17 protein-coding genes are annotated in these 19,313 nt (G+C 51.1%); 7 read left to right on the top strand and 10 right to left on the bottom strand.

Features of this window, described 5'->3' with window-relative positions; genetic code table 11:
* Positions 1–204: 204 nt before the first annotated feature.
* The 5 genes from narI to narK form a co-directional block, all read right to left on the bottom strand.
* Positions 205–882, bottom strand: a complete 678-nt coding sequence (narI, locus tag A9180_RS11025) for a respiratory nitrate reductase subunit gamma (RefSeq protein WP_064528749.1) — start codon at positions 880–882, stop codon at positions 205–207.
* Positions 882–1,592: a nitrate reductase molybdenum cofactor assembly chaperone gene (narJ, locus tag A9180_RS11020; protein ID WP_064528747.1), complete on the bottom strand. Its 711-nt coding sequence runs from the start codon at positions 1,590–1,592 to the stop codon at positions 882–884. The genes narI and narJ overlap by 1 nt, the downstream gene beginning before the upstream one ends.
* On the bottom strand, positions 1,589–3,127 hold the full coding sequence (gene narH / locus A9180_RS11015; RefSeq protein WP_000702664.1) for a nitrate reductase subunit beta: 1,539 nt from the start codon (positions 3,125–3,127) through the stop codon (positions 1,589–1,591). Before narH ends, narJ begins: the two co-directional genes overlap by 4 nt.
* Positions 3,124–6,867: a nitrate reductase subunit alpha gene (locus tag A9180_RS11010; protein WP_064528745.1), complete on the bottom strand. Its 3,744-nt coding sequence runs from the start codon at positions 6,865–6,867 to the stop codon at positions 3,124–3,126. The genes narH and A9180_RS11010 overlap by 4 nt, the downstream gene beginning before the upstream one ends.
* 392 nt (positions 6,868–7,259) lie before the next feature.
* Positions 7,260–8,651: a nitrate transporter NarK gene (gene narK, locus A9180_RS11005; RefSeq protein ID WP_064528743.1), complete on the bottom strand. Its 1,392-nt coding sequence runs from the start codon at positions 8,649–8,651 to the stop codon at positions 7,260–7,262.
* Positions 8,652–8,989: 338 nt separating this feature from the next.
* Between narK and narX the strand changes: the two genes are divergently transcribed.
* Both narX and narL read left to right on the top strand, forming a co-directional pair.
* Entirely contained in the window at positions 8,990–10,786 is a 1,797-nt protein-coding gene (gene narX, locus A9180_RS10995) for a nitrate/nitrite two-component system sensor histidine kinase NarX (protein WP_064528741.1), read from the top strand.
* Positions 10,779–11,429 carry a two-component system response regulator NarL gene (gene narL / locus A9180_RS10990; RefSeq protein ID WP_064528739.1) on the top strand — a complete coding sequence of 217 codons (651 nt, stop codon included), beginning with the start codon at positions 10,779–10,781 and terminating at the stop codon, positions 11,427–11,429. Before narX ends, narL begins: the two co-directional genes overlap by 8 nt.
* On the opposite strand, the gene A9180_RS10985 is transcribed toward narL, so the two are convergent.
* A complete protein-coding gene (locus tag A9180_RS10985; RefSeq protein WP_064528839.1) occupies positions 11,430–12,824 on the bottom strand; it encodes a YchO/YchP family invasin in 1,395 nt (464 codons plus the stop codon).
* A gap of 184 nt (positions 12,825–13,008) precedes the next feature.
* On the opposite strand from A9180_RS10985, the gene ychN reads away from it, so the two are divergent.
* The gene (ychN, locus tag A9180_RS10980) at positions 13,009–13,362 is read left to right on the top strand and encodes a DsrE/F sulfur relay family protein YchN (RefSeq protein ID WP_064528737.1); all 354 of its coding nucleotides are present in this window, start codon (positions 13,009–13,011) and stop codon (positions 13,360–13,362) included.
* Positions 13,363–13,413: 51 nt separating this feature from the next.
* Here ychN and chaC read toward each other — a convergent pair whose 3' ends face one another.
* Both chaC and chaB read right to left on the bottom strand, forming a co-directional pair.
* Positions 13,414–14,112, bottom strand: a complete 699-nt coding sequence (gene chaC / locus A9180_RS10975) for a glutathione-specific gamma-glutamylcyclotransferase (RefSeq protein ID WP_064528736.1) — start codon at positions 14,110–14,112, stop codon at positions 13,414–13,416.
* 157 nt (positions 14,113–14,269) lie between these two features.
* The gene (gene chaB / locus A9180_RS10970; protein ID WP_064528734.1) at positions 14,270–14,500 is read right to left on the bottom strand and encodes a putative cation transport regulator ChaB; all 231 of its coding nucleotides are present in this window, start codon (positions 14,498–14,500) and stop codon (positions 14,270–14,272) included.
* A 268-nt stretch (positions 14,501–14,768) separates the two neighbouring features.
* On the opposite strand from chaB, the gene chaA reads away from it, so the two are divergent.
* The 4 genes from chaA to A9180_RS10950 all read left to right on the top strand — a co-directional run bounded on the left by chaA (position 14,769) and on the right by A9180_RS10950 (position 17,463).
* Positions 14,769–15,869, top strand: coding sequence for a sodium-potassium/proton antiporter ChaA (chaA, locus tag A9180_RS10965; RefSeq protein WP_064528732.1), 1,101 nt, complete (start codon positions 14,769–14,771; stop codon positions 15,867–15,869).
* A 409-nt stretch (positions 15,870–16,278) separates the two neighbouring features.
* Positions 16,279–16,386 (top strand): type I toxin-antitoxin system toxin Ldr family protein, encoded by a 108-nt coding sequence (locus A9180_RS10960; protein ID WP_064528730.1) that lies wholly within the window; start codon positions 16,279–16,281, stop codon positions 16,384–16,386.
* Positions 16,387–16,817: 431 nt separating this feature from the next.
* Positions 16,818–16,925, top strand: coding sequence for a type I toxin-antitoxin system toxin Ldr family protein (locus tag A9180_RS10955; RefSeq protein WP_064528728.1), 108 nt, complete (start codon positions 16,818–16,820; stop codon positions 16,923–16,925).
* Positions 16,926–17,355: 430 nt separating this feature from the next.
* On the top strand, positions 17,356–17,463 hold the full coding sequence (locus A9180_RS10950) for a type I toxin-antitoxin system toxin Ldr family protein (protein WP_064528726.1): 108 nt from the start codon (positions 17,356–17,358) through the stop codon (positions 17,461–17,463).
* 147 nt (positions 17,464–17,610) lie between these two features.
* On the opposite strand, the gene kdsA is transcribed toward A9180_RS10950, so the two are convergent.
* Both kdsA and sirB1 read right to left on the bottom strand, forming a co-directional pair.
* Complete coding sequence (kdsA, locus tag A9180_RS10945; RefSeq protein ID WP_064528724.1) at positions 17,611–18,465, bottom strand: 3-deoxy-8-phosphooctulonate synthase; 855 nt, start codon at positions 18,463–18,465, stop codon at positions 17,611–17,613.
* Between the two features lie 35 nt (positions 18,466–18,500).
* On the bottom strand, positions 18,501–19,310 hold the full coding sequence (sirB1, locus tag A9180_RS10940; protein ID WP_064528722.1) for an invasion regulator SirB1: 810 nt from the start codon (positions 19,308–19,310) through the stop codon (positions 18,501–18,503).
* Positions 19,311–19,313 lie beyond the last annotated feature (3 nt).

Raw genomic sequence — 19,313 nt, 5'->3', positions numbered from 1 at the left:
ACCAATCATATAGATGGGGTTCGTTTCCCTACAATCTGAAATATCAACAATGTGTAACTGGTGATTTCAGCAGGCTAACAACCTGCGTTGCGTTATGCCGGATGCAGCGTGAACGCCTTATCCGGCCTACATATCACGTAATATCAATGAATTGCATGACTCTGTAGGCCTGATAAGCGCAGCGCATCAGGCACTTTATTGTGCTTAGTGGCGAGCGCGCACCAGCTGATACTTACGCGTCAGATACTCCACCGGGACGCTCCAGACGTGTACCAGACGTGAGAACGGGAACAGCAGGAATAAAGTCATCCCCAGCACCAGGTGCAGACGGAAGATAAATGCCACACCATCAAGGTGTTGGGAAGCGCCACCGTGGAAAGTCACCACCGACTGCGCCCAGCCAACCAGTTTCATCATCTCGCTACCGTCCATATGCTGGGCGGAGAATGGAATAGTCAGCAGACCCAGTGCGCACTGAATAACTAACAGCGACAGGATCAGAATGTCCGCCCCGGTAGTCGTTGCACGCACACGTGGGCTAAACAGACGACGCTTCAACAACAGCACGCCGCCAATCAGACACAGCACGCCGCTTGCACCACCTGCAAACATCGCCATTTTTTGTTTCACTTCAATCGGCAGCCACGCTTCATACATCCAGTGCGGCGTCAGCATACCGAAGAAGTGGCCGACAAAAATCCCCAGAATCCCGATATGGAACAGGTTCGACGCCAGGTTCATGCCTTTACGGTCCAGCATCTGGCTGGATGCTGCGCGCCAGGTGTACTGCCCGTAGTCATAGCGCAGCCAACTACCAATCAGGAAGACCGCCCCGGCAATGTACGGGTAGATATCAAAGAAGAACATATTCAGGAATTGCATTAGTGCTGTCCTCCGGTGGTGATATTCAGATATTGCGGCGCGACGGCACCAGCAAAGCGACGCTGATGTGCAGTGATTGCTGAATCACCGCAGCCTTTGTCTGCAAAGAACTTAACCTGCTCTTCTTCCCAGACGGCATCCAGCGCCTGCGGTGTATCATCGCGCGCTTCATCAGCAATTTTTTCCGCCACTTTGTCACTGTCGATAGCGGTATTCGCCAGTTTCAGCAGCAGATCAAACAGCACGGCATAACGGCTTTCACGCTGTTGCAGACGCGCACTCAGCAACGCCAGAATCGGCGCGATATCCTGTAAGCCCCCTACAGCTTCGCTTTTCGGCAACTGCGCCAGATACTCCAGGTACAGCGGCAGATGGTCCGGCAGTTCACGACTGTTTAACTGCAAACCGTGCTGCTCATACTGTGCCAGCAGGTCCACCATCGCCTGACCGCGGTCACGGGATTCGCCGTGAACATGTTCAAATAGCAACAGCGACGTTGCGCGACCACGATCGAACAGTTCGCTGTACTGCGCCTGGGCATCCAGCGGATCCATCGCCGTTAAATCGCGCAGGAAAATGCCCAGCGCATGGGCATCTTCTTTCGACAGATTTTCCGACGCGGCAATCGCCTCGAACATCTCCTGTTGATGCTGCCATAAGGCAGCATCTGGATATTCAAGGAGACGCGATACAATCACGAGTTCGATCATGGGTGCGGCTCCGTTTTGCTGGTCACGTCGATGGCATCGATACGGCGGCTGTTAAACAGGTTGAATTTGGTATCTGAACCGTGGCAGCCATCACCAAAGGTAAAGCCGCAGCCATTTTTCTCCGGGAAGGCTTCCCGTGCCAGTTCGCGATGGCTGCTCGGCACCACAAAGCGATCTTCGTAGTTGGCAATCGCCAGATAACGGTACATTTCCTGTGCCTGAGCTTCGGTCAGACCGACCTCTTCCAGCGCACGGGTATCAACCTTACCGTCAACGGTTTCAGCACGTTTGTAATGACGCATTGCCAGCATACGTTTCAGCGCGCGCAGTACCGGTTGGGTGTCGCCGGCGGTCAGCAGGTTCGCCAGATACTGTACCGGAATACGCAGGCTTTCGACGTCTGGCAGAATGCCGTTGCTGCCCAGCTCGCCCGCGTCCGCCGCAGACTGAATCGGAGACAGAGGCGGAACGTACCAGACCATCGGCAAGGTGCGATATTCCGGATGCAGCGGCAGCGCCAGTTTCCATTCCATCGCCATTTTATAAACCGGCGACTGCTGCGCAGCTTCAATAACGCTCAACGGAATACCGTCTTTAATCGCCTGCTCGATGACCTTCGGATCGTTCGGGTCGAGGAACACTTCCAGCTGACGCTGGTAGAGATCTTTCTCGTTCTCAGTGCTGGCCGCACGTTCAATGGCGTCGGCATCGTACAACAGCACGCCAAGATAACGGATACGACCGACACAGGTTTCTGAACACACCGTCGGCTGACCAGCTTCAATACGCGGATAGCAGAAGATGCACTTCTCCGACTTACCGCTCTTCCAGTTGAAGTAGATTTTTTTGTACGGGCATCCGGTGATGCACATACGCCAACCGCGGCATTTGTCCTGGTCAATCAGGACGATGCCATCTTCTTCTCGCTTGTAGATAGCCCCGCTCGGGCAGGTCGCCACACATGCCGGGTTCAGGCAGTGTTCGCACAGGCGCGGCAGATACATCATGAAGGTGTTTTCGAACTGGCTATACATCGCCTTCTGGATGTTGTCGAAGTTCTTGTCTTTCGCCAGTTTGTCGAACTCGCCGCCCAGGTCGTCTTCCCAGTTCGGCCCTTTTTCGATTTTCGCCATCCGTTCGCCGGTAATCAGCGAACGCGGACGGGCAATCGGCTGCGACTTGCTGCCTTCCGGCGCGGTATGCAGGTTCTGATAATCAAAATCGAACGGCTCGTAATAATCGTCGATCCCCGGCAGATGCGGGTTAGCGAAGATTTTACCCAGCAGCATGGCGCGGTTACCCATGCGCGGTTGCAGTTTGCCGTTGATTTTACGGATCCAGCCGCCTTTGTATTTTTCCTGGTTTTCCCAGTCTGTCGGGAAGCCCTGGCCCGGCTTGGTTTCCACGTTGTTGAACCACGCGTACTCTACACCTTCGCGGCTGGTCCAGACGTTTTTACAGGTAACTGAACAGGTGTGGCAGCCGATGCACTTATCGAGATTCAGCACCATGCCGACTTGTGAACGAATTTTCATTTTACGCTCTCCTGTACCTGGTCATTGCCTTCGCCATCTAACCAGTCAATGTTCTTCATCTTACGCACTACAACAAACTCATCGCGGTTAGAACCTACTGTGCCGTAGTAGTTAAAGCCGTATGCCAGATGGGCATAGCCGCCGATCATATGCGTCGGTTTCGGCGTGATACGGGTGACCGAGTTATGGATACCGCCACGCTGTTGGGTAATTTCCGAACCCGGCAGGTTAACGATACGTTCCTGCGCGTGGTACATCATGGTCATCCCTGCCGGAACACGCTGGCTGACAACCGCACGGGCAGTCAGCGCGCCGTTGCTGTTGAAGACTTCAATCCAGTCGTTATCGGCAATACCCAGCTCTTTCGCATCAGCTTCACTCAACCAGACCACCGGACCACCGCGACCTAAAGTCAGCATCAGCAGGTTGTCGCTGTAGGTGGAGTGGATCCCCCACTTCTGGTGCGGCGTCAGGAAGTTGAGCGCTTTTTCCGGGTTACCGTTAGATTTCTGACCCATCACTTCTTTCACCGAACGGGTGTCGATCGGCGGACGGTAAACCAGCAGGCTTTCACCGAAATCACGCATCCACTGATGATCCTGATACAGCTGCTGACGACCAGAGAGCGTGCGCCACGGAATCAGCTCGTGAACGTTGGTATAACCGGCGTTGTAAGAAACGTGTTCATCTTCCAGGCCAGACCAGGTCGGGCTGGAGATGATTTTACGCGGCTGTGCCTGAATATCGCGGAAGCGGATCTTCTCGTCTTCTTTATTCAGCGCCAGATGCGTATGGTCACGACCGGTAAACTCGCTCAGGGCAGCCCAGGCTTTCACGGCTACCTGACCGTTGGTTTCTGGTGCCAGCGTCAGGATCATCTCTGCCGCATCAATTGCGGTGTTCAGCATCGGCTGGCCTTTCGCCGGACCTTCCGCTTTGGTGTAGTTGAGTTTACGCAGCAGATCCATTTCGCTCTGGGTGTTCCAGGCAATCCCTTTACCGCCGTTACCGATTTTCTCCATCAGCGGGCCGATAGAGGTAAAGCGTTCGTAAGTTGCCGGATAATCGCGCTCAACGACCATAATGTGCGGTGCGGTTTTACCTGGGATCAGGTCGCATTCGCCTTTTTTCCAGTCTTTCACATCCAGCGGCTGCGCCAGTTCAGCGGCAGAGTCGTGCTGGATTGGCAGCGTGACGATGTCGGTTTCTTTACCCAGATGACCAACGCACACTTCGGAGAATTTCTTCGCGATAGCTTTGTAGATTTCCCAGTCGCTTTTCGCTTCCCAGGCCGGATCGACCGCCGCAGACAGTGGGTGAATAAACGGATGCATATCCGAAGTATTCATGTCGTCTTTTTCATACCAGGTCGCCGTCGGCAAAATAATGTCGGAATAGAGACAGGTGCTCGACAGACGGAAATCCAGCGTCACCACCAGATCCAGCTTGCCTTCCAGACCGTTGTCCTGCCAGTCCACTTCTTCCGGCTTCACGCCGCCCTGCTGACCCAGGTCTTTGCCCTGGATACCGTGTTCCGTCCCCAGCAGGTACTTGAGCATAAACTCATGACCTTTACCGGAAGAACCGAGCAGGTTAGAACGCCAGATGAACAGATTACGCGGGTGGTTTTTGCCGTTTTCCGGCTGTTCCGCAGCAAAACGGATGGAACCGTCTTTCAGGGATTTCACCGTATACTCCACCGGATTCATCCCGGCTTTTTCTGCTTCGCGAGCGATAGTCAGCGGGTTAGTGCCTAACTGCGGCGCAGATGGCAGCCAGCCCATGCGTTCCGCACGAACGTTGAAGTCGATCAGATGTCCGGTATAACGGGATTTATCCGCCATCGGCGACAGCAACTCTTCTGCGGTCACGGTTTCATAACGCCACTGGCTGGAGTGGTTATAGAAATAAGAGGTGCTGTTCATGTGACGCGCCGGACGCTGCCAGTCGAGAGCAAACGCCAGCGGCTGCCAGCCGGTTTGTGGACGCAGTTTTTCCTGACCTACGTAGTGCGCCCAGCCACCACCGCTCTGACCGACACAGCCGCAGAAAATCAGCATGTTGATCAGACCACGATAGTTCATGTCCAGGTGATACCAGTGGTTCAACCCCGCACCGACGATAATCATCGAACGACCGTGCGTTTTATCAGCGTTATCGGCAAATTCACGGGCAATGCGAATGATCTGGCTGCGTGAAACGCCGGTAATCTGCTCGGCCCAGGCCGGGGTGTAAGCTTTTACATCGTCATAGCTGGTTGCGCAGTTAACGTCGTTCAGGCCACGTTCCAGACCGTAGTTTGCCAGCGTCAGATCATAAACGGTGGTCACCAGTGCGGTGCTGCCATCAGCCAGTTGCAGGCGTTTTACCGGCAACTTGTGCAGCAGAATGTTTTCCAGCTCCACTTTGTTGAAGTGTTCCGTGCCGTCGCCACCAAAGTACGGGAAGCCCACTTCAGCGATCTCATCCTGACTACCCAGCAAGCTCAGTTGCAGCTCAGTTTCTTCACCGGTTTTACCGTCGCGCTGCTCCAGATTCCATTTGCCCTTCTCGCCCCAGCGGAAGCCAATAGAACCGTTTGGCGCAACCATTTCGCCATTGGTATTAAAGGCGACCGTTTTCCATTCCGGATTGTTTTCCTGGCCCAACGCATCAACCAGATCGGCGGCACGCAGCATACGACCTGCAGCGTAATAACCGTCGCGCTCTTCCAGCATCACCAGCATTGGCATGTCAGTATAACGACGCACATAGTCGGTGAAATACTGGCTTGGGTTGTCGAGGTGGAATTCACGCAGCATCACGTGGCCCATCGCCAGCGCCATTGCCGCATCGGTGCCTTGTTTCGGTGCCAACCACAGATCGCACAGTTTGGCGATTTCAGCATAGTCCGGCGTTACGGCAACGGTTTTAGTACCTTTGTAACGCACTTCAGTAAAGAAGTGGGCGTCCGGGGTACGTGTCTGCGGCACGTTAGACCCCCAGGCGATGATGTAGCTTGAGTTGTACCAGTCAGCAGATTCCGGTACGTCAGTCTGCTCACCCCAGGTTTGTGGAGACGCAGGAGGCAGGTCGCAGTACCAGTCGTAGAAACTTAAGCAGGTACCACCAATCAGCGAGAGATAGCGGGCGCCAGAAGCGTAAGAAACCATCGACATTGCCGGAATTGGCGAGAAGCCAGCGACACGGTCAGGTCCGTAGTTTTTGATGGTGTAAACGTTAGATGCGGCGATCAGTTCATTCACTTCCTGCCAGGAAGAACGAACAAAACCACCGCGGCCACGCGCCTGTTTAAAGCTTTTCGCTTTGTCAGCGTCTTCAATGATAGAAGCCCATGCTTCAACCGGATCGCTATGCAGCGCTTTCGCTTCACGCCACATTTTCATCAGGCGTTTGCGCATCATTGGATATTTCAGGCGGTTGGCGCTATAGAGATACCATGAGTAGCTGGCACCACGCGGGCAGCCGCGAGGCTCATGGTTTGGCAGGTCCGGACGGGTACGCGGATAGTCAGTCTGCTGGGTTTCCCAGGTCACCAGACCGTTTTTAACGTAGATTTTCCAGCTACAGGAGCCGGTGCAGTTTACCCCGTGGGTAGAGCGGACGATTTTGTCATGCTGCCAACGCTGGCGATATCCATCCTCCCAGTCACGGTTGGTATTGAGAAGCTGGCCATGCCCATCGGCAAAGGTTTCGCCCTTCTGTTTGAAGTAGCGAAACCGGTCCAGGAATTTACTCATCGGTTTTCTCCTGTGGGAGCCTGTCGGCTCTCTGATAAATCGACATTGCTAATGTTTAAAGGCAAGGTAACGCTCTGAAACAGCGTGGGAATTGATAACGATCAAGAGTGATGGGGATGAAAAATAAAGTAAATTCCTAAGATACCCCTTTTGGATGATTAACAATTTACATCTAACGGACTGTAAATTAATGTTTTTTCTGCCATGATGCATTTATATTCTTCGGATTTTTAGACAGGCAGGTATTAAGGAGTATCCCCCATGGATGACATATTAATGGTGCTTAATTGACGTTATAGAAATAATCATCAACCTTAAAGTATGTTGTAACTAAAGAACAAATAAAAAAAGCGCGACATTATGCCGCGCAAAGGATAATCAAATATTACGATTTATTTTTTAGAATGCCGACCGTATACCGCCCAGGTAATCACCACGCAAGCGATATAGAAAATCAAAAATACTTTCATTGCACCGACTGGCGAACCCGTTAATGCCAGTGAGCTACCGAACGCTTTCGGGATAAAGAAGCCACCGATAGCACCAATCGCAGAGATAAAGCCCAGCGCCGCCGCAGTGTCGGTTGCTGCTTCACGCATTGCTCGTTCGTCAGAACCGCCTTCTGCTTTTACGCGATCCATCGTCAGTTTACGGAAGATCACGGAAATCATCTGGAAGGTGGAACCGCTACCCAGCCCAGCTGTCAGGAACAGTGCCAGGAAGACCGCAAAGAACGCCATAAAGCTTCCGCCCTGCCCATCAGTCGGTAAGGTGAGGAACAGCAGGCCGCTGAAAATCGCCATCAGGATAAAGTTCACCAGTGTGACACGTGTGCCACCCAGGCGGTCAGATAATGCACCACCTGCGGAACGCGCCAGCGCACCAATAAACGGCCCGAAGAAGGCGTAGTGCAGAATCTGCACATCCGGGAACTGCGTTTTTGACAGCATGGCAAAACCTGCCGAGAAGCCAATGAAGGAACCGAAGGTTGCCAGATACAGCAGGCTCATAATCCACAGATGCCCACGTTTGAGTACCGGTAACTGCTCCTTGATGGAGGCTTTCGAGGTAGCAAGGTCGTTCATGCCAAACCACGCAGCGATGGTGAAGATGGCAAGGAACGGCACCCACACCCAGGACGCGTTCGCCAGATACAGTTCGGTGCCATCCGGCTGTGTTACGCCCTGGCTACCAAACGCGGCAAAAATCGACAGCGATACCACCAGCGGAGCAACCAGCTGCATAACGCTAACGCCCATATTGCCCAGACCACCATTCAGACCCAGCGCTCCCCCCTGTTTCTGCTTCGGAAAGAAGAAGCTGATGTTTGCCATGCTGGAGGCAAAGTTCGCGCCAGCAAAGCCGCACAGCAGAGAAATGATGATGAATACGCTGTATGGCGTAGTGGTATCCTGCACGGCAAAACCCAGCCAGACGCATGGAATAATCAGAATACCGGTGCTGAATGCCGTCCAGCGACGGCCACCGAAGATTGGAACCATAAAGGAGTATGGAACACGTAATAATGCGCCTGAAACTGACGGTAGCGCAGTCAGCATAAATAGCTGATCGGTCGTAAAATTAAAGCCGACTTTCGGTAAGTTCACCGCAACGGCACTGAATAACATCCATACGCAAAACGCCAGAAGCAGGCAGGGAACGGAAATCCACAGGTTACGGCTGGCGATGCGTTGACCGCGTTGTTGCCAGAACGCAGGATCTTCCGGTCGCCAATCTGTAATGACAGCGCCAGTAGCCCTTTCGGGGGCGGATGAGTGACTCATAGACACCTCTGATACTCGTTTCGATGTCTGCCACCTTAGTGGCTGTAGCCAAAGGCAATTTGATGTAAATCAAACGACAATATAACTTTATCTATCATTGATATTTATTATTACCCATAGTGAGTACAGAGATTTCATAAAAATTTTGTGATTTTTCACGGCACTGTAAAATCCCTACCCTTACTGATGTAAATCACCTAACCACACGGCAAATAAGGAGTAACTCTTTCCGGGTATGGGTATACTTCAGCCAATAGCCGAGAATACCTTCATTCCAGAATGTATCATCACATTCATTAAGGTTATTGCTCATTCAAAGCCTGAAGGAAGAGGTTTATATGCTTAAACGTTGTCTCTCTCCGCTCACCCTGGTTAATCAGGTTGCGCTGATCGTTTTGCTTTCTACCGCCATTGGACTGGCGGGGATGGCAGTTTCTGGCTGGCTGGTACAGGGCGTTCAGGGCAGCGCCCATGCGATTAACAAAGCGGGATCGCTGCGCATGCAAAGTTACCGTCTGCTGGCGGCTGTGCCATTAAGCGAGAATGACAAGCCCTTAATCAAAGAGATGGAACAGACAGCATTTAGTACAGAGTTAACTCGGGCAGCGGAACGAGACGGCCAACTGGCGCAATTACAGGGGCTACAGGATTACTGGCGCAATGAACTGATTCCTGCGCTGTTGCGTGCACAAAACCGCGAAACGGTGTCGGCAGACGTCAGCCAGTTTGTTGCCGGGCTTGATAAGCTGGTTTCTGGTTTCGATCGCACCACCGAAACGCGTATTGAGACGGTTGTACTGGTCCACCGGGTAATGGCGGTCTTTATGGCGCTTTTACTGGTGTTTACCATTATCTGGTTGCGCGCGCGTTTGCTTCAACCGTGGCGACAACTACTGGCGATGGCCAGCGCCGTCAGTCATCGCGATTTTAGTAAGAGAGCGAATATTAGTGGACGCAACGAGATGGCGATGTTGGGGACTGCACTGAACAATATGTCTGCTGAACTGGCGGAAAGTTATGCCGTACTTGAGCAGCGGGTACAGGAGAAAACCGCCGGACTGGAGCATAAAAATCAGATTCTCTCTTTTTTGTGGCAGGCCAACCGCCGTTTGCATTCCCGCGCGCCGCTATGTGAACGCCTGTCGCCTGTGCTTAATGGTCTACAAAACTTAACCCTGTTGCGTGATATCGAACTACGGGTATATGACACGGAAGATGAAGAAAATCATCAGGAATTCACCTGTCAGCCAGATATGACTTGCGATGATAAAGGCTGCCATCTCTGCCCACGTGGCGTTTTACCCGTAGGCGATCGCGGCACTACCCTGAAATGGCGGCTGGCAGACTCTCATCTGCAATACGGCATTTTGCTGGCAACCCTGCCGCAAGGACGTCACCTTAGCCATGACCAACAGCAACTGGTGGATACGCTGGTTGAGCAACTCACCGCCACGCTGGCGCTGGATCGCCATCAGGAACGCCAGCAGCAGTTGATCGTGATGGAAGAGCGTGCCACCATTGCGCGCGAACTGCATGATTCTATTGCTCAATCGCTCTCTTGCATGAAAATGCAGGTCAGTTGTTTACAGATGCAAGGCGACGCGCTGCCAGAAAGCAGCCGCGAACTGTTAAGCCAGATCCGTAACGAACTGAATGCGTCCTGGGCGCAGTTGCGTGAGTTACTCACCACATTCCGTTTACAGCTCACCGAACCAGGATTACGTCCCGCACTGGAGGCGAGCTGCGAAGAGTACAGCGCCAAATTTGGCTTCCCGGTGAAGCTGGATTACCAATTGCCGCCACGTCTGGTGCCTTCACATCAGGCGATCCATCTGTTGCAAATTGCCCGTGAGGCATTAAGTAACGCCCTCAAACATTCGCAAGCAAGTGAGGTGGTGGTTACGGTGGCGCAAAACGATAATCAGGTCAAACTGACCGTTCAGGATAATGGCTGCGGCGTGCCTGAAAATGCCATCCGCAGCAATCACTACGGCATGATAATTATGCGCGACCGTGCGCAAAGTTTACGTGGCGACTGCCGCGTCCGCCGTCGTGAATCAGGTGGCACTGAAGTGGTAGTCACCTTTATTCCCGAAAAAACTTTCACAGACGTCCAAGGAGATACCCATGAGTAATCAGGAACCGGCTACTATCCTGCTGATCGACGATCATCCGATGCTGCGAACTGGCGTGAAACAGCTTATCAGTATGGCACCGGATATCACGGTGGTTGGCGAAGCAAGTAATGGCGAACAGGGTATTGAACTGGCAGAGACGCTCGATCCTGATCTGATTCTGCTTGATCTAAATATGCCCGGCATGAACGGTCTGGAAACGCTGGATAAACTGCGCGAAAAATCCCTCTCCGGCCGCATTGTGGTGTTCAGCGTCTCTAATCATGAAGAGGACGTGGTAACCGCATTGAAACGCGGTGCAGATGGCTATCTGTTAAAAGATATGGAGCCAGAAGATTTGCTGAAAGCATTGCATCAGGCTGCCGCTGGCGAAATGGTCTTAAGCGAAGCGTTAACCCCTGTTCTGGCCGCCAGCCTGCGCGCTAATCGCGCGACTACTGAGCGTGATGTTAACCAGTTAACTCCACGTGAACGCGACATTCTAAAACTAATAGCCCAGGGCTTACCGAATAAGATGATTGCCCGTCGCCTGGACATCACTGAAAGCACGGTTAAAGTGCATGTGAAACACATGCTGAAAAAAATGAAGCTCAAATCTCGTGTAGAAGCTGCGGTATGGGTGCATCAGGAACGTATTTTCTGATTACGGTTCCCAGAGAGGTTCGTCGTTCGACATTACGTCAAAAGGTTCGACAAGCTTTAGCGTGATCTCATTGGAGGAGACACGCTGCCCCTGGTTATCCTCCACCACTACCGACAATCGCCATTGATTGCTCGCCCCTTCCCCACTCTGCCAGTCCGGCATGATCAACGTCCAGCCATCCGCACTATTGGCTGTCGCTCCCGATGTCAGACTTAACATCTGCGTATCTCCCTGCCAGATCAATTGCCGAATACCGTAATGACTGCGAATTTGTAATTTCAGTGGCACGGTTTCACCAGGTTTAAGATCCCAGGGCGGCGTCGCCAGAAACACCGTTAAGGTTTTACGCTGCCGATACTCAATAGTCGGCAGATTATTTCGCTGCGGATTGTCATAGCGACTGCCGCGTAGCGACTGGCTTTCAGCAACCTCGCCAGCAGAAAGCTGTTTGTTGAGCGGTACGCCAAAGCGGTAGTTAATATTCAGGCCGAGGTTATTTTGCCGTTCTCCACTTTCCCCCTGTTTATGCAGGGCGGTTACAGTAACGAGTGGGACAGGTGTGTAATTTAGCCCAAGACTCAAAGCGACGGGATTGTGATAACCCGTACCGGTGTTAAACAAATCAACACTCTGACCAAAATATTGTTCGATGCTAACGCTGGTGTTGATATGCTGGTAAAACGGCATTCGCATCCGGGCCGTCAAGTCGTAACCACGCGCCATTCGTTGCTCGAGTGTGGCAGTCTGTTCACGCCAGGAGGCAAAAGGCTGATAATAATTTGCAGACAGGCGCAGATATTCGCCCCAGGCTTCAGCACCAAATCCAGCACGCTGGAGATTTTCGTCCAGCAAGTTGTCATAAAAGGTATTGTATCCCAGCAACCAGCTGCCGTGCGCCCAGCGTTGACCAGCGCCAAGGTTACTGACCAGACCATCATCCTGCTGAGTGAGCCCAATCTGGCTCCATGTAAGATAACGCTCGTTATCCTGTAGCGGTACAAACCAGCTCCCCCGGCTACCTGTAAAATGTCCTTCGTTATCCACTTTGACGTCGACGCTGGCGTTCCCCCACGGCGAAAGCCAGGATTCCACGTGCTGATTGACCTGCTGACTAAGCGCATCGCGGACTTTTCCCAATGCAAAAGCTCTCGCCTGCTCTCCGGTGCCCTGACCGTTATCAGTCATACTGGTTTCACCAAAATCTTTCACAATTTCAGCAAAATGTTTTTCACCGTCATGGCTTTCCGCAGCCATTCCTAAATCAGGCAGATCGTCATTGTCGTTATCAAACGGATTTGCCGCTTGCTGCTTAAAGGAGGACTGTGCGCTAGCTATACCGCCTGCCAGCAGCAAGAGTACACAAATTGCGATAATGCGAGGGACGAAACGGCTCAAAACGTCAGTAATTTCCAATAAAAATGAACAGCTGCAGCTTTATAGAATAACGATTACTGGTAATTTATCTTGTACTTTTGCATGCTTTATGAAAAATCCTAAAAAATGCGACGGATTGGTCAGACAGCACACAAGCTGTAAGATAGAAATTGAACATCTAATTCCCTGAATACAGGAGTAAATAATGCAAAGAATCGTGATCGTTGCCAATGGCGCGCCCTACGGGAGCGAATCCTTATTTAACAGCCTGCGGCTGGCCATTGCGCTACGAGAGCAAGAGAGCTACCTGGATCTGCGTCTATTCCTGATGTCTGATGCGGTTACTGCCGGATTGCGCGGACAAAAACCTGGGGAAGGCTATAACATTCAGCAAATGCTGGAGATCCTCACGGCGCAAAATGTGCCTGTGAAATTGTGCAAAACCTGCACCGATGGTCGTGGCATCAGCACACTTCCACTGATTGATGGAGTGGAAATTGGTACTCTGGTAGAACTGGCGCAATGGACGCTGCTTGCCGATAAAGTGCTCACATTTTAACTTAAGTATGGGGCGCTCAGGATAATAGAGATGCCCCACAGCTAAAATGTTTCATCGGGCAAACTCGGGCCTTAACACACCATCCGGGAAATTTTCCGCGAGAAGTTTTTTCACCGACACCAGTAAATCACTCAGCCCGTCATCCTGCATCCCCAGTTTGTTAAGCGCTTGCTCCAGGGAAAACAAGTACTGTGCGTTAGTTCCTAGTGGCCCACTCGCCGCAGCAATCAACGGGGCAATCACCTGAGCGCGGGTATCGGATTCATACTCTGGATGGCGTGGGTCCATAATGAACACCAGCGCATTGACGGTGCGTCCATCATCAAGATGAAGCTGACACCAGGACGGCAGATAACAGCCCGTAATCATCTCACGCTTCCACAGTAAGGTCAGCTCCTGCTCCAGAGACGCTTCCGGCAGACGATACGCAACCCCCGTGGTACGTCCGCCCTCTTTCAGTGCAAGCATCCTCCCCGGCTGGTGCGCAGTCCCCCGCCCGGCAGTAAGCCGCAAACAGAAAGCGCGATGCCACCCAACCAGCGTACCGGTACATGACTCGGTAAACTCCAGCGCCGGATTCCACATTAATGAACCATAGCCGAAGATCCACACCGGTCCCTCATCAGGTCGACAAGACAGCGTCGCCGCCAGCGAGGCCGCCCGTTGTTCTGCCGACCATAAGAGTGATTCTTCAATGGCACCAAATGCCGTTTTACAATCGGCATTCATCAAGAAATCACGCGTTATCACCTTACACCTCCGCCACTGCATACTTCCCTGCGACAACTTTTTGGTGTCTTCCGGACATTTTTACTGCTCATTTTGAAACCACTATTGGGACAATATGCAATCCACAGACCACTTGCAAGGCAACATCGCACGAATAGCTTTAACTTGCCGCTGGGTTTTACGATTTTTTATGCCATTTATCATCATCCCTTTTGGCATATTCATGTTTCACTGCTGCCCAGGCCACTTTATGCGCTGTCTCTTCACGACTGGCATCATCACGCCGGTCTTCTTTATCTTTATATTGCTCCCAGGCGCTGTTGAATGCCTCTTTATAGATATCCTGGGCATGAGTGGGTAAAACGTGTTTTACGCTTTCCGGCAGATCGCTTTTCGTTTTATATGGCATTGTTGAGTCCTTTTTCAAAGGTGAACATTAAGTGTGGTCAACAATATCCTCTCTTGCTAAAACATAAGAATTCTCACGTCAGACTCTTCTTAAGAGAAGCTAATACAAACATTGTCTAAACACGTCGCTTATTTTTATGCTCCGAAGAGTAAAAAATCGACAGAGGGGTAAAAATTCGTAAAATGTTACCGATATCCTGACACTTTCTGTTATTTTTCCTGCCTATTTATTACATTTCCGACAAATTCATCTGCAAAGGATAACCATAATGACAAATGCTCACGAGGCGGTGAAAACCCGCCACAAGGAGACTTCGCTTATTTTCCCGGTTCTGGCGCTGGTAGTGCTGTCCCTGTGGGGAAGCAGCCAAACACTACCAGTGGTTATTGGCATCAACCTTCTTGCTCTTATTGGTATTTTAAGCAGTGCTTTTAGTGTTGTCCGTCATGCGGACGTACTAGCCCATCGTCTGGGTGAACCTTACGGTTCGCTTATTCTTAGCCTTTCCGTCGTTATTCTTGAAGTCAGCTTGATTTCAGCCTTAATGGCGACCGGCGATGCAGCGCCGACATTAATGCGAGATACGCTCTATTCAATCATTATGATTGTTACCGGCGGACTGGTTGGTTTTTCATTACTGCTGGGTGGACGTAAATTTGCTACCCAATATATGAATCTGTTTGGTATTAAACAGTATTTAATTGCCCTGTTCCCATTAGCCATAATCGTGCTGGTATTTCCGATGGCGCTGCCTGCAGCGAATTTTTCGACCGGTCAGGCGTTACTTGTGGCATTAATTTCCGCAGCGATGTACGGCGTATTTTTGCTGATTCAAACCAAAACGCATCAAAGTCTGTTTGTCTATGAGCATGAAGATGACAGTGATGATGACGATCCACATCATGGCAAACCGTCTGCTCATAGCAGCCTGTGGCATGCCATCTGGTTGATTATCCATCTAATTGCCGTTATTGCGGTCACCAAAATGAACGCCAGCCCGCTAGAAACATTGCTCACCAGCATGAATGCGCCGGTGGCCTTTACCGGTTTCCTGGTGGCGCTATTGATTCTGTCGCCGGAAGGTTTAGGCGCGTTAAAAGCAGTTTTAAGCAACCAGGTCCAGCGCGCGATGAATCTGTTCTTTGGCTCGGTATTAGCGACTATCTCGCTTACCGTACCCGTTGTAACGCTTATCGCCTTTATGACGGGTAATGAATTGCAGTTTGCTCTGGGCGCACCAGAAATGGTGGTAATGGTAGCCTCTTTAGTACTGTGCCATATTTCATTTTCAACCGGCCGTACTAACGTGCTCAACGGCGCGGCGCATCTGGCACTGTTTGCGGCTTATTTAATGACAATATTTGCCTGACATTTATATCTCCTCCGATGACGGAAATCGGGGGAGATAATATAAATGTCTGCGTATTGTATTTCTTCATACTACCTGAACAGGTCGTTAATCAGATTTGCGAGCCTGTACCACAACCTACACGAAACCGCTGCAAGAGCTGTTGAAAAACCGGAATGCACTCTTCATTGCAAACACTTCAGGGATGAAGTGAAGATGAGTTGAGACGTAGTATCGACACCAAGCCGGAGTTATCCGGTGAGGCGCAATGTTGTGGGGGCTTTATCCCTGGCGGCATTGGTTGCTGGAAAGAGAAAACCCCCGCACGTTGAGAGGTAAAACCTGACAACAGAACGGGGGCTAATCTTGAACCATCAACAATTCAAGAATAGCCGCGAAATGTTGCCATTACAACAAAAAAGGCGGCTATATGACGCTCGCGCAGTTTGCCGTGATTTTCTGGCACGACCTGGCAGCACCGATCCTTGCGGGAATTATTACCGCTGCGATTGTCAGCTGGTGGCGTAACCGGAAGTAACGTAAAACGGGCGTCAGGCTGCCGTAATGGCAATATGTGCCCGAAACCGGCCGCAGGGTGACATAATCCTGCGGCCTTTTTTGTGTTTATCTCTGCCGCAAGTAAACACTGGCAACCCGCTCCGGAAGCTCGTCCAGAGCACTCATGAAACGACTGCAACAACTGATTAAAAGCCGGAACGCATGCAGCATTGCCAATATTACAGGGATGAAGTAACGAAGACTTGAGATATAGAATCCACACCAAGCCGGAGTTATCCGGTGAGGCGCAATGTTGTGGGGGCTTTATCCCTGGCGGCATTGGTTGCTGGAAAGAGAAAACCCCCGCACGTTGAGAGGTAAAACCTGATAACAGAACGGGGGCTAATCTTGAACCAGAACAATTCAAGAATAGCCGCGAAATGTTGCCATTACAACAAAAAAGGCGGCTATATGACGCTCGCGCAGTTTGCCGTGATTTTCTGGCACGACCTGGCAGCACCAATCCTTGCGGGAATTATTACCGCAGCGATTGTCAGCTGGTGGCGTAGCCGGAAGTAACGTAAAAACGGGCGTCAGGCTGCCGTAATGGCAATATGCGCCCAAAACTGGCCGCAGGGTGACATAATCCTGCGGCCTTTTTTGTATTTATCTCTTCCGCAAGTAAACACTGGCCCCCGATCCGGAAGCTCGTCCAGAGCACTCATGAAACGACTGCAACAACTGATGAAAAGCCGGAACGCATGCAGCATTGCCAATATTACAGGGATGAAGTAACGAAGACTTGAGATATAGAATCCACACCAAGCCGGAGTTATCCGGTGAGGCGCAATGTTGTGGGGGCTTTATCCCTGGCGGCATTGGTTGCTGGAAAGAGAAAACCCCCGCACGTTGAGAGGCAAAACCTGACAACAGAACGGGGGCTAATCTTGAAACCAGACACTTCAAGAATAGCCGCGAAACGTTGTCATTACAACAAAAAGGCGGCTATATGACGCTCGCGCAGTTTGCCGTGATTTTCTGGCATAACCTGGCAGCACCGATCCTTGCGGGAATTATTACCGCAGCGATTGTCAGCTGGTGGCGTAACCGAAAGTAACGTAAAAACGGGCGTCAGGCTGCCGTAATGGCAATATGCGCCCGAAACCGGTCGCAGGGTGACATAATCCTGCGGCCTTTTTTGTATCAGACACACATAAAAAAGCCCTACCATAAATGGTAAGGCTTCTGATTTAAAAGAAAAAAATTACTTGCTGGTATCCAGTTCGTCGAAACCTTTAACCAGCTCATCAATCGCTTTCATCTGCTTGAGGAACGGCTCCAGTTTAGCCAACGGCAGCGCGGATGGACCGTCGCATTTCGCATGTTCAGGATCCGGATGCGCCTCAATAAACAGGCCAGCCAAACCTACAGCCATACCGGCACGTGCCAGTTCGGCAACCTGAGCACGACGACCGCCGGAAGCAGCACCAAACGGATCGCGGCATTGCAGTGCGTGGGTAACGTCGAAAATTACCGGGGAATTGCCAGAGACTTTCTTCATTATGCTGAAGCCCAGCATATCAACGACCAGGTTGTCGTAACCGAAGTTAGCGCCACGGTCACAAAGAATCACTTTATCGTTGCCGCCTTCTTTGAATTTATCAACGATATTACCCATCTGACCTGGACTGACGAACTGTGGTTTCTTGACGTTAATTACTGCGCCAGTTTTCGCCATCGCTTCCACCAGGTCAGTCTGGCGAGCAAGAAACGCTGGCAACTGAATAACATCTACCACATCAGCAACGGGCTGTGCCTGGCTTGGTTCATGAACGTCAGTGATAATTTTTACGCCAAATGTCTGTTTCAGTTCCTGGAAGATTTTCATCCCTTCTTCCAGTCCTGGTCCACGATAAGAGTGGATGGAGGAACGGTTGGCTTTGTCAAAAGAGGCTTTGAACACGTAAGGGATACCCAGTTTCTGGGTTACGGTTACGTAGTGTTCGCAAATGCGCATCGCCAGATCGCGAGATTCCAGCACGTTCATACCGCCAAACAGCACGAACGGCAGGTCATTTGCTACGTTGATGTCGCCAATGCTAACCACTTTTTGTTTCATAGGATCGCCTTAATCTTAAGTAAAGTGTCGATTAATTAATGCAGCACAATATGTTTATGCGCGATGTTATTAATTTGCGCACGTATCATTTCGCTGATCGGATCTTCCGGACACTGTTCAACGAAATAATTTAAATCATTCAACGCAACGTGTTCGCAATCCAGTTGCGCGTAAATCAACCCACGATCGCGAATTTCATACGGATCTTCGGGGTTAAATTGTAATAAGGCTTCGCTGGTGCGTAATGCCAGTTCCATCTGATTTTCTTCCATCAGCGACGCTTTCAGTGTATCCAACAGTTTACGGATAACCTCAATGTTATCGGCTTCATCCAGGTCTTCATAAAACAGTTCCGCAGACGGGCTGATATTTCCCTTTAACCACACATCCAGCATATGTTCGCTTAATGATTCACCGTTAAAAGGGTTAATCAGCCAGATTTCTCCGTCCGGGCATTCTATGCGCAATATAAGTTGCGTCGGGAAAATCACCGGCAGCAGCGGCAAATCGAGACGATTAGCGACCCACAACAAAACGGCGCCTAATGATACCGCACTGCCCTGCCGATTTTTTAACACCTGATCCAGCCATAATGCATCGGAAAGACGATAAACACCGCGTGAGGCTTTAAATCCCCATTCGCCGTAAAACAGCGCGATCAATTTTCCCAGCTGCTCTTCTAAAGGCAGAAGCTGGCTAATTTCTTCCTTCGCCAGATTAACGAGACGCTCCAGTTCGTCGTATACATCTTGCGAGGGAAAATCGCGGCGGATTGCTTCGCAAGCCAGGATCATGCCTTCGCACAGCGGTGCTTTATTAAATTCGAAATCAGCTAACGATCTCATGAC

Origin of the sequence: Escherichia sp. B1147, assembly GCF_001660175.1 — a bacterium.
GTDB classification, from domain to species: Bacteria; Pseudomonadota; Gammaproteobacteria; order Enterobacterales; family Enterobacteriaceae; genus Escherichia; species Escherichia whittamii.
Note: the sequence above shows the minus strand (reverse complement) of the source record. Positions and strands in the feature narration are given on the sequence as shown.